Below are 12,599 nucleotides of genomic sequence, written 5' to 3'. Positions count from 1 at the left end.
CGGACTCGCTGGTCTCCGGTCAGCTCGAGTTCTGGAAGAACGAATTGGCCGGGCTGGTCGAGCAATTGGACCTGCCCGCCGATCGCCCGCGGCCCGCGACCGCCTCCAACCGCGGCGACACGGTGGCCTTCACCGTGGACGCCGAGGTGCACGCGGCGCTGCGCGCGCTGGCGCAGCAGCACAATTCGACGCTGTTCATGGTCGTGCACGCCGCGCTCGCGGTGCTGCTCGCGCGCCTGTCCGGCAGCTCGGACGTCGCCATCGGCACCCCGATCGCGGGCCGTGGCGAACGCGCGCTCGACGACCTGATCGGCATGTTCGTCAACACTTTGGTGCTGCGCACCGAGATCGAGCCCGGTGTCGCGTTCGAGGAACTGTTGCGCACCGTGCGGCGGGTGGACGTGGACGCGTTCGGCCACGCCGACGTGCCGTTCGAACGCCTTGTCGAGGTGCTCGACCCGGTGCGTTCGCCGGGCAGGCACCCGCTGTTCCAGGTCGGCCTGACCTTCCAGAACACCGCGCCGACCGTGCTCGAGCTGCCCGGTCTGACGGTGTCCGGCGTGGACATGACGGTGCCGCTTGCCAAGTTCGACCTGCAGCTGACGCTGGAGGAGAAGCTCGGCGCGGACGGCGGCCCGCAGGGCATGTCGGCCGAATTCAGCTTCGCCACGGACCTGTTCGACGAGGGCACGGTGCGCGCGTTCGCGGATCGCCTGCTGCGTGTGCTCGGCGCGGTCTCGGCCGACGCCGGCGTGGTGGTCGGCGACATCGACCTGCTCGCCCCCGGCGAGCGCGAACTGGTGCTGCGCGAATGGAACACCGAGGGCGTCGACGCGCCCGCGGTCACGCTGGTCGACCTCATCGGTGCGCAGGCGCAGCGTCGGCCGGACGCTCCCGCGGTGCGTTTCGGTGAGACCACCGTCTCCTTCGGCGAGTTCCAGCGCGCGGCCAACCGGATCGCGCGTGCGCTCATCGAGCTCGGCGTCGGGCCGGAATCGAAGGTGGCGGTCGCGGTTTCGCGCACCGAGGAACTGCCGATCGCGCTGTACGCGGTGCTGCTGACCGGCGCGGCGTACGTGCCGATCGACACCACCTACCCCGTGCAGCGGCTCGAGTTCACCCTCGCCGACGCCGCTCCGGTGTGCGTGCTGACCACCGCGGCGGACGCGGATTCCGTTCCGGCGGGCGAGATTCCGCTGCTGCTTCTGGAGCAGACCGCGGAGCAGTCCGACGCGCCGATGACCGACGCCGACCGAGTCCGGCCGCTGCGCCAGGACAACCTCGCCTACGTCATCTACACCTCCGGTTCCACCGGTGTGCCCAAGGGCGTCGGCGTCTCGCACCGCAACGCGGTGCAGCTGTTCGCGAACACCCAGCCGCTGTTCGGCTTCGACGAGTCCGACGTGTGGACGCTGTTCCACTCGTTCGCCTTCGACTTCTCGGTCTGGGAACTGTGGTGCGCGCTGGCCTACGGCGGTTCGGTGGTCGTGGTCGACTACCTCACCTCGCGTTCGCCGGAGCTGTTCCGCGAGTTGCTCGTTCGCGACCGGGTCACCGTGCTGAACCAGACGCCGTCGGCGTTCTACCAGCTGGTGGAGGCCGATCGGGCGGCGAGCGCCGCCGACGGCGACGGCGAATTCGCGCTGCGCCACGTGATCTTCGGCGGTGAAGCGCTCGACCTGCGCCAGCTGCGGCGCTGGTACGAGCGCCATCCGGCGGACGCGCCGCGCCTGGTGAACATGTACGGCATCACCGAGACCACGGTGCACGTGTCGTTCCTGGCCATGGACGAGCAGGACGTCGACAACCCGGCCAGCGTCATCGGCCGCGCGTTGCCCGGCCTGAGCGCCTTCGTGCTCGACAACCGGCTGGCCCCCGCGCCGGTGGGTGTCGCAGGCGAGATCTACGTGACTGGAGCGCAGCTGGCGCGCGGCTACCTCGGCAGGCCCGGCCTCGCCGCGAGCCGCTTCGTCGCGAACCCCTTCGGGGAGCCCGGTTCCCGGATGTACCGTTCCGGCGACGTCGGCCGCTGGTTCGGCGACGGCGACGCGGCCAACCTCGAGTACGCGGGCCGCAGCGACCAGCAGGTGCAGCTGCGCGGCTTCCGTATCGAGCTCGGCGAGATCGAGTCGGCGCTGATGCGCTGCGACGGCGTGCGCCAGGCCGTGGTGCTGGTCCGCGCCGACGAGCACGCGGGCGATCGCCTGGTCGGCTACGTGGTGCCGGAGACCGGCGTCGCGATCGATCCGGCCGTGCTGCGTGACGCTGTCGCCGAATTCCTGACCGCGTACATGGTCCCGGACGCCCTCGTGGTGCTGGACACCCTGCCGCTCACCCCGAACGGCAAGCTGGACCGGCGCGCGCTGCCGGAGCCGGAGTTCGTCAGCACCGCGGCCTTCCGCGCGCCGAGCACCCCGATCGAGCAGGCCGTCGCTACGGTCTTCGCCGATCTGCTCGGCGTCGACGAGGTCGGTCTCGACGACGACTTCTTCGCGCTCGGCGGCAACTCGCTGCTGGCCACCCGGGTGGTCGCGCGCATCAACGAGGCGGTCGACGCCGATCTCGCGGTGCGCGAACTGTTCGAGGCGCCCACGGTGGCCGCGCTGGCCGCGCGCACCGCGGCGAAGGCGGGCAGCGGACGACGGCGCGAACTGGTCGCCGGGCCGCGGCCGGAACGGATTCCGCTGTCGCTGGCGCAGCAGCGGATGTGGTTCCTCAACCGCTTCGACAACCAGACCGCGGTCAACAACATCCCGCTCGCGGTGCGGCTCACCGGCGCGCTCGACACCGACGCGCTGCGCAGGGCGGTCGCCGACGTGGTCGACCGGCACGAGGTGCTGCGCACCGTGTACCCGGAGACCGCCGACGGCCAGGGCGTGCAGGTCGTGCTCCCCGCGGGCAAGGAGAACCTGGACCTGACCCCGATCGTGGTGTCGGAGACCGAGATTCAGGAGCGCATCAGCGAGCTGGTGCTCACCGGATTCGACGTCACCGCCGCGGTGCCGGTGCGCGCCGCGCTGTTCCGCATCGCCGGTTCGATGGACGGCTCTCAGCCCGACACGCACGTGCTGGTGTTCGTGGTGCACCACGTCTCCGGCGACGGCTGGTCGGTCGGCCCGCTCGCCCGCGACGTGATGATCGCCTACGCGGCGCGCTCGCGCGGCGAGGCGCCGGGCTGGGCGCCGCTGCCGGTGCAATACGCCGACTACGCGCTGTGGCAGCGCGAGACGCTCGGCTCCGAGGACGATCCGGACTCGCTGATCGCGGCGCAGGTCGCGTACTGGTCGCAGAACCTCGCGGGCCTGCCCGACCAGCTCGACCTGCCGTCGGACCGCAAGCGTCCCGCCGTCGCGTCGAACCGCGGCGGGGTGTTCGAGTTCGAGCTCTCGGCCGAGCTCGCGCAGGCGGGCGAGGCACTGGCCCGCGAACACGGCGCGAGCCTGTTCATGGTCGTGCACGCGGCATTCGCCGCGCTGCTCTCGCGCCTGTCCGGCAGCGACGACGTCGCCATCGGCACCGTGGTCGCAGGCCGCGGCGAGGCGGTGCTCGACGACGCCATCGGCATGTTCGTCAACACCCTGGTGTTGCGCAGCGCCGTCGACCCGGCACAGCCGTTCGCCGAACTGCTCACCAGGACGAGGGAAACCGACCTCGCCGCGTTCGGGCACGCGGACCTGCCCTTCGAGCGGCTCGTCGAGCTGCTGAACCCGGCGCGTTCGCAGGCGCGGCACCCGCTGTTCCAGGTGATGCTCTCGTTCCAGAACACCGGCGAGACCACCTTCGAGCTGCCCGGCTTGGAGGTCTCCGGCGTGCCGCTGGACGTGGTGACCGCGAAGTTCGATCTGCACCTGAACTTCACCGGCTCCGCCGCCGATGGCATGAAGGCCGAGATCGCCTACGCCACCGACATGTTCGACAAGGAGACGGTGGCCTCGTTCGCCGATCGCCTGGTCCGCATGCTGGACGCGGTGATCACCGATCCCGCGGTGCAGATCGGCGACGTCGACCTGCTCGACGCGGGCGAGCGCACCACCGTGGTGCAGACCTGGAACGCCACGGCGCGCCGGGTCGACCGGGACGCGACCCTGGTGTCGATGTTCGAGGCGCAGGCGGCGCTGACGCCGGACGCGACGGCGCTGACCTTCGAGGGGACGAGTCTCTCCTACGCCGAGTTCGCCTCGCGCGCACACCGTTTGGCGCGGCGCCTGATTGCCTCTGGCGTCGGACCGGACACGCTCGTCGCACTCGGCATGCGCCGCTCGGTGGAGCTGGTCGTCGGCATGTACGCGGTGAGCATCGCGGGCGGCGCGTACGTGCCGCTGGATCCGGATCACCCGGCCGACCGCACCCGCTACGTGCTGGACCTGGCCGACCCGGTGTGCGTGCTCACCACCTCGCGGGACGGCTTCGACGCGGGCGCGGTCACCGCGCTCGAGATCGACACGCTGGACCTGTCGGCTTACGACGACGCCCCGGTGACCGACGCCGATCGCCGTGCCCCGCTGCGTCCGTCTAACACCGCGTACGTGATCTTCACGTCGGGTTCGACCGGTCGCCCGAAGGGTGTGGCGGTCTCGCACGAGGCGATCGTGAACCGCCTGGTGTGGATGCAGTCCGAGTACGGGCTTGACGGCACCGACGTGGTGTTGCAGAAGACCCCGGCGACGTTCGACGTGTCGGTGTGGGAGTTCTTCTGGCCCTTGCAGATCGGCGCGCGCTTGGTGGTCGCCAAGCCGGACGGCCACCGCGATCCCGGCTACCTGGTCGAGGTGATCAAGCGCGAGCGGGTGACCACGGCGCACTTCGTGCCGTCGATGATGTCGGTGTTCGTCGCTGAAGAGCGGGCGGACGAATGCACCAGCCTGCGCAACGTCTTCGCCTCCGGCGAGGCGCTGCCCGCGGTGACGGCGCAGCGTTTGCAGGAGCTGACCGGCGCACGTCTGCACAACCTGTACGGCCCGACCGAGGCCGCGGTCGACGTGACCTATCACGAGGTCACCGAGGACGACACAGTGTCGGTGCCGATCGGCGCTCCGGTGTTCAACACCCGCGTGTACGTGCTGGATTCGCGCCTGCACCCGGTGCCGGTGGGCGTCGCGGGTGAGCTGTACCTGGCCGGTATCCAGCTGGCGCGCGGCTACGTGGCGCGACCGGATCTGAGCTCGGATCGGTTCGTGGCCAACCCGTTCGCCGCTGGCGAGCGCATGTACCGGACCGGCGACCTGGTCACCTGGACGAAGAAGGGCGAGCTGGAATACCTGGGCCGCACCGACTTCCAGGTGAAGCTGCGCGGTCTGCGCATCGAGCTCGGCGAGATCGAAGCCGCGCTCACCGCGCTGGATTCGATCGCCCAGGCCGTCGTCGTCGTGCGCTCGGACGAGCGCCTCGGAGACCAGCTGGTCGGCTACGTGATCGCGACCGCCGGTCAGGTCATCGACGTCGAATCCGCGCGGACCGAACTGGGCGGCGAGCTGCCCGGGTACATGGTGCCCTCGGCGTTCGTGGTGCTCGACGAGTTCCCGCTCAACGCCTCCGGCAAGCTGGATCGCAAGGCGCTGCCCGCGCCGGTGTTCGAGGTCAAGGCGTTCCGCGCGCCCTCGACGCCGATCGAGGAGATCGTGGCGGGCACCTTCGGCGACGTGCTCGGCGTGGCCCGCGTCGGCCTGGACGACGACTTCTTCGAGCTGGGCGGCAACTCGCTGGTCGCCACCCAGGTGACCGCGCGTCTCGGCGCGGCGCTGGACACCCAGCTCGCGGTGCGTGATCTGTTCGAGGCGTCCACCGTGGCCGCGCTTGCGGCCAGGGTCGAGCGCATCGCCGGGTCCGGCCGGTCGCGTCCGGAACTGACCGCGGTGGAACGGCCGGAGCGGATTCCGCTCTCGCCCGCGCAGGCGCGGTACTGGTTCCTCAACCAGTTCGACACGGCCACCTCGGCGGTGGACAACATCCCGCTGGCCGTCCGGCTCTCCGGCGCGCTCGACGTGCGCGCGCTGGAACAGGCGATCGGCGACGTGTTCGCCCGCCACGAGGTGCTGCGCACCACCTACCCGAGCTCGGCGGACGGGCCGCACCAGGTGATCCTGCCGGTGAACCTGCCGCAGCTGGATCCGGTCGGGATCGACGAGTCCGAGCTGATCGAGCGGGTCATCGCCTTCGCCATGACCACGTTCGACGTCACCGCAGAGGTGCCGTTGGCGGTCGCGCTGTTCCGCATCTCCGAGCAGGAGCACGTGGTCGCGTTCGTGGTGCACCATGTGGCCGCGGACGGCGCGTCGATGGGCCCGCTCGCGCGCGACCTGATGGCCGCCTACGTGGCCAGGGTCGGCGGCGACGCCCCGCAGTGGACGCCGCTGCCGGTGCAGTACGCCGACTACGCGCTGTGGCAGCGCGCGGTGCTCGGCTCCGAGGACGATCCGGAGTCGGTGGCCGCACGCCAAGTCGCCTACTGGAAGTCCGCGCTCGCCGGGCTGCCCGATCAGCTGGAGCTGCCCGCCGACCGCCCGCGCCCGCCCGCGCAGTCGTTCCACGGCAAGGCGCTGCGCTTCGAGCTCTCGCCGCAGCGGCACGCCGAGCTGGCGGAGCTGGCCCGCGCCAACAACGCCTCGCTGTTCATGGTCGTGCACGCGGCGCTCGCGGTGCTGCTCGCGCGGCTGTCCGGCACCGACGACATCGCGGTCGGCACGCCGATCGCGGGTCGCGGTGAGCGCGAACTCGACGATCTGATCGGCATGTTCGTCAACACGCTGGTGTTCCGCACCACGGTGCAGCCGGGCGACCGTTTCGCCGACCTGCTCGCCGACGTGCGCGAACGCGACCTGGAGGCGTTCGCCAACGCGGACGTTCCGTTCGAGCGCCTCGTCGAGGTCCTGAACCCGGAGCGCTCCACCGCGCGCAACCCGCTGTTCCAGATCGGCCTGTCCTTCCAGAACCTGGCCGAGACCACGTTGACGCTGCCCGGGCTCCAGGTGAGCGCGGTCAACTTCAACTCGCAGCTGGCCAAGACCGACCTGCACGTGACGCTCTACGACCGGTACGCCGACGACGGCACTCCGGCCGAGATCATCACCGAATTCGGTTACGCCACCGACTTGTTCGACGAGGCCACGGTGCAGGGCTTCGCGGACCGGTTCGTGCGGGTGCTGGACGCGGTGATCGCCGATGTGACGGTGCCGGTGGGCGAGATCGACCTGCTGGCAGGCACCGAGAGCGAACGGATCCTCCGCACCTGGAACGACACCGCGCACCCGGTGGACACCGATGCCACGCTGGTGTCGCTGCTCGACGCCGCCGTGGCCGAGGCCGCGGCTGGCACGGTCGCGCTGGTCGCCGACGCGGCTTCCGGTGACCGGACGCAGCTGACCTACGCCGAGCTGGATGCTCGGGTGAACCGGTTGGCGCGGTACCTGATCGGTCGCGGTGTGCGTCCGGAGGATCGGGTGGCGTTGGCGATTCGCCGGTCGGCGGATCTGGTGATCGCGATGTACGCGGTCGCCAAGGCCGGTGCGGCGTATGTGCCGATCGATCCGGATCAGCCGGTGGATCGTGTCGACTACATCCTCGGCACGGCCGCGCCGGTCTGCGTGCTGACCACGGCCAGGGACGCGTTCGAGACCACCGCGGCGGAGACCGTCGCGATCGACGAGCTGGATCTGTCCGGTCACTCGGATGCCCCCATCGCGGCCGGCGAGCGCAACGGTGTTCTGGTCGCGGCGAATACGGCGTATGTGATCTTCACGTCGGGTTCGACGGGTCAGCCCAAGGGTGTGGCGGTGCCGCACGGGGCGATCGTGAACCAGTTGCTGTGGAAGACTGCCAAGTTCGATCTCGACAGCGAGAACGTGGTGCTGCTGAAGACGGCGGCGACCTTCGACCTGTCGGTGTGGGAGTTCTGGTCGGCCGCGGTCAGCGGCGGACGCCTGGTGATCGCGACCGCAGACGGTCACCGTGATCCGGCGTACCTCAACGAACTGATGCGTTCGACCGGTGTGACCACGTTGCACGTGGTTCCGTCGATGCTGGACGCGCTGCTCACCGAATCCGGTGGACGCATGCCGAATGCGCTGCGGCGCGTCCTCGCCATTGGCGAGGCGCTGCCCGCGGCGACCGCGCAGAAGTTCCGGCGCGCCAACGCGGCCGGGCTGTACAACCTGTACGGCCCGACCGAGGCGGCGGTGTCGATCACCAACCACGCCGTCACCGTGGCCGACGAGTTCTCGGTCTCGATCGGCGCGCCGGAGTGGAACAGCCAGGTCTACGTGCTGGATTCGCGCCTGCGGCCGGTTCCGGTCGGCGTTTCCGGCGAGTTGTACCTGGCCGGTGCGCAATTGGCGCGCGGCTACTTCGCCCGCCCCGACCTGTCCGCGGAACGGTTCGTCGCCAACCCGTTCGGCGAGCCGGGCGCGCGGATGTACCGCACCGGTGACCTGGTCGCGTGGAACGCGGGCGGTGAGCTGGAATACCGTGGCCGCACCGACTTCCAGGTGAAGATCCGCGGCTTCCGCATCGAGCTCGGCGAGATCGAGGCCGCGCTGCTGCGGCAGGACACGATCGCGGCGGCGGCGGTGCTCGCGCACAACGATCCCGGCCTCGGCGATCGGCTCGTCGCGTACGTCGTGCCGTCGGCGGCCGGAATCGACTCCGAGACCGGCGAACTGGACAAGCGCAAGCTGCAGTCCGCGCTGGCGGCGGAGCTGCCGTCCTACATGGTGCCGAGCGCCTTCATGGCGCTGGAAGCCTTGCCGCTCAACGCGAACGGCAAGCTGGACCGCAACGCGCTGCCGCAGCCGACATTCGAGAAGGCGGCGTTCCGCGCGCCGGTGACCCCGGCCGAGCAGATCGTGGCCGGCGTGTTCAGCGACGTCCTCGACGTCGAGCACATCGGCGCCGACGACGACTTCTTCGCGCTCGGCGGCAACAGCATCCTGTCGATCCAGCTGGTGTCGCGGGCCAAGGCGCTCGGCGTCGAGTTCAGCGTCCGCGACGTATTCGACCAGCGCAGCGTGGCCGCGCTGGCGGCCATCGCGACCGCGACGCAGGCCGAACGGGAGCAGCCTGCCGAACTGCCAGGCGGCGGTGTCGGCGAGATGCCGCTGCCGCCCGCGGTGGCCGCCGCGCTCGCAGGCGGTGCGCCGTTCCGGCGGTTCGCGCAGTCCGCGCTGCTCGCGCTGCCCGCCGCGCTGGACTGGTACACGCTGGTCGACGCGCTCGAGGCCCTGTTCGACCGGCACGACGCGCTGCGCACGACACTGCGTGCGGAGGGCGAAGGCTGGGTGTTCGAGGCCATGCCGCGAATCGACGTGGAGCCGTTGCTGTGCGAGGTCCGGGTCGAGAAGAGCGCCGAGTACGCCGATCTGCTCGCGGCCGAGCGCGCCGCCGCGGTCGACCGGCTCGATCCGGCCGACGGTGTGATGGCGCAGTTCGTGCTGTTCACCTTCGCGGACCACCGTCCCGACGAATTGCTGGTCGTGGCACACCGTTTCGCGGTGGACGCGCGGTCCTGGCGGGTTCTGCTCGCCGAACTGGCCACCGCGGCAGAGCAGCTCGGCGTCGACGCGCCGCTCGAGCTGCCCGCCACCGGCACCACGCTGCGGCGCTGGGCGCACAGCGTGGCCGCCGACGAAGCCGCCGCTCACGAGTCGGAACTGCCGTTCTGGCAGGAGATCTCGGCGACGGACGAACCGCTGCTCGGCGCGCGGGCGTTCGATCCCGCGATCGACACCGTGGCCACCGTCGACCGGGTGCGGATCACCGTGCCCGCCGAGGTGACCGACGCGGTGCTGAACATCGCCCCCGCCCGCTTCCACGGCGCCGCGGCCGACGCACTGCTCGCGGCATTGGCCATGGCGCTGGTGCGCTGGCGCGGCGAACAGCACGGCACCGCCGCGGATGAGCACGGCGCCGCCGCGCTGATCCGCCTCGCGGGCGACGGCCGCGCCGCGCACGCCGTGGGCGCCGCGCACCTGGATCGCACGCTCGGCTGGTTCGATCTCACCCACCCGGTGCGGGTCGACCTGGACGGCGCCGACCTCGGCGACGCCTTCGCGGGCGGCGTCGCGGCGGATCGGATCCTGAAGGCGGTCAAGGAGCAGCTGCTCGCCGTGCCCGACAACGGGCGTGGTCACGGGCTGCTCGGACTGGCCGACACCGCGCAGGTCGCCTTCCGCTACCTGGGCGCGCTGCCCGCCGAGATCGTCACCGTCGCCGACCCCGCCCGGCCGGCGGCCGCGGCGCTCGACATCGACGCGATGGTGCTCGACGGTGCGAGCGGACCGGAGCTGGTGGCGTCGTTCGCCTTCCCGACCGGCCTGCTCACAGCCGAGCGCGTCGGCGAACTCGCCGAAACCTGGGTGTCCGCGCTGACCGCGCTTGCCACCCGGATCCGCAGGCCCGACGCCGGCGGCCACACGCCGTCCGACATGCCGCTGGTGCGGGTCGGCCAGACCGACATCGAGCTGTGGGAGCGGAGCTACCCCGGCCTCACCGAGGTCTGGCCGCTCACGCCGCTGCAGTCCGGTCTGCTCTTCCACGCGCTGATGACCACCGCCACCGTGGACGTCTACAACATGCAGGCCGTGGTCGAGCTGAGCGGCGAGGTGGACGCCGAGCGGTTGCACGCCTCGGCGCAGGCGCTGCTCGACCGCTACCCGAACCTGCGCACCGCGTTCGTCACCGACTCCACGGGCCAGTCCGTGCAGATCGCGATGGACGGCGTCGAGGTGCCGTGGCGCGAGGTGGATCTCACCGATCTGCCCGAGGCCGAGCGGGAGGCGGAGCTGCGCAGGCGGCTCGCCGATGACCTGGCGCAGCGGTTCGACATGGCCGTGCCGCCGCTGGTGCGCTACGGCCTGTACCGCACCGCCGCCGACCACTGGCACCTGGTCATCAGCACCCACCATGTGCTGCTGGACGGCTGGTCGATGCCGCTGCTGATGCAGGACCTGCTGGTGCTGTACGCGGTGCGCGGCGACGCCTCCGCGCTGCCGGAGGTCGCGTCCTACCGGACGTTCCTGGAGTGGCTCTCGGGCCGCGACCTGAACGCCTCGCTGCGGACATGGGCGGGCGCGTTCGAGGGACTGGACGAGCCGACCGAGCTTGCCCCGCAACCGCGTTCGGCCGAGGAGTACGAGACCGGCAAGCTGGTCACCCACCTCGACGCCGACCGCACCCGCAGGCTCACCAAGCACTGCGCGGAACTCGGCATCACGGTGAACACCCTGGTGTCGGCGGCTTGGGGCATCCTGCTCGGCAGGCTCACCGGACGCTCGGACGTGGCCTTCGGCGCGACGGTGTCGGGCAGGCCCGCAGAGCTGCACGGCGTCGAATCGATGGTCGGCCTGTTCATCAACACGCTGCCCGTCCGGGTGCGCATCGATGACCGCGCCACCATCGAGGAGCAGCTGCGGCAGTTGCAGCGCGAGCAGGCCGATCTGCTGGATCACCACTACGTCGGCCTGGCCGACATCCAGCGGGCGGCGGGGGCCGGGTCGCAGTTCGACACGCTGTTCGTGTTCGAGTCCTACCCGATCGACCGCGAGGCGATCGAGGCGGCCAGCTCGATCGACGGCATGTCGGTGACCGGGGTGGACGTCAGCAACACGACGCACTACCCGCTGACACTGAAGGTCGCGGCCGAGTCGATCCTGGAGATCAGCCTCGAGTACCTGCTCAGCCGGTTCACCGCCGAGGAGGTGCAGACGCTGTCCACCCGGTTGGTGCGGGTGCTGGACTCGCTGCTCGGCGACCCGTCCGGACTCGTCGGCGACATCGACATCCTGGACAGCGCCGAACGCGCCCAGCTGCTCGCCGAATCCGGCGTGGCGGCGACGGCCGCGGTGCCGGAGTCGGCGAACCGAGTCGGCACGCGAACCGTGGCCACGGTGCTCGCCGACGTGGTCGAGGCGGATCCGCAGGCGCCCGCGCTGCTCGTCGACGGCGACGAGATCGCCTACCACGTGCTGGATCGGCGTTCCTCGCAGCTGGCTCGGGTCCTGATCGCGCGGGGCGCCGGTCCCGGCGACGTCGTCGCGGTGGCGCTGCCGCGCGGTGTCGACGCCGTGGTCGCGGCATGGGCCGTGCAGAAGGCGGGCGCCGCCTGCCTGTTCGCCTCGGGCCTGAGCGCGGACGAGATCGCCGCGGCCGGAGCCGGTTTCGGCATCGGCGAAGCGGCGACCGAGGGCGCGGCGCGCTGGCTCGTGCCGAGCGATCCGCAGGTGCAGACCGAACTGGCCGCCGCCGCAGGACACCCGGTGTCCTACGCGGACCGGGTGCGCTCGCTCGGCGAAGAGCACCCGGCCTTCGTGGAGCTGGTCGACGGCGCGCCGGTCGCGCTGAGCCAGACCGCGGCGCTCGACCTGGCCGAACGCATCCGCGACGAGAACGCGATCGACTACGAATCGACCACGTTCACCACCGCCGCCGCTGGCCGCGCCGCGCTGTGGGAGTTCGTCGCGACGTCCACCGCGGGCGCACTCTCCGTGCTCCCCACGGCCGACGACATCGCCGACGACCTCGCCGACGGCGAAGTCACCCACTGGTTCGTCGCCCCCGGCGAACCGACCGACGCCGCCGACGAGGAGATCCGCCTCATCGTCGCGGAGTGA

General features: G+C 71.1%; 1 protein-coding gene (only partly in view). It reads left to right on the top strand.

Annotated features, from left to right (window positions below):
- Positions 1–12,599 carry the 3' portion of a non-ribosomal peptide synthase/polyketide synthase gene (locus AB0H50_RS28435; RefSeq protein WP_357458434.1) on the top strand. Its footprint begins 24,592 nt before the window's first position, so 12,599 of the gene's 37,191 nt are visible here — the last part of the coding sequence; the start codon falls outside the window, past its left edge; its stop codon occupies positions 12,597–12,599.

The sequence above is a fragment of the Nocardia sp. NPDC050793 genome (assembly GCF_040654065.1).
Lineage (GTDB): Bacteria > Actinomycetota > Actinomycetes > Mycobacteriales > Mycobacteriaceae > Nocardia.
This window is presented reverse-complemented; position numbering and strand designations above follow the sequence as displayed.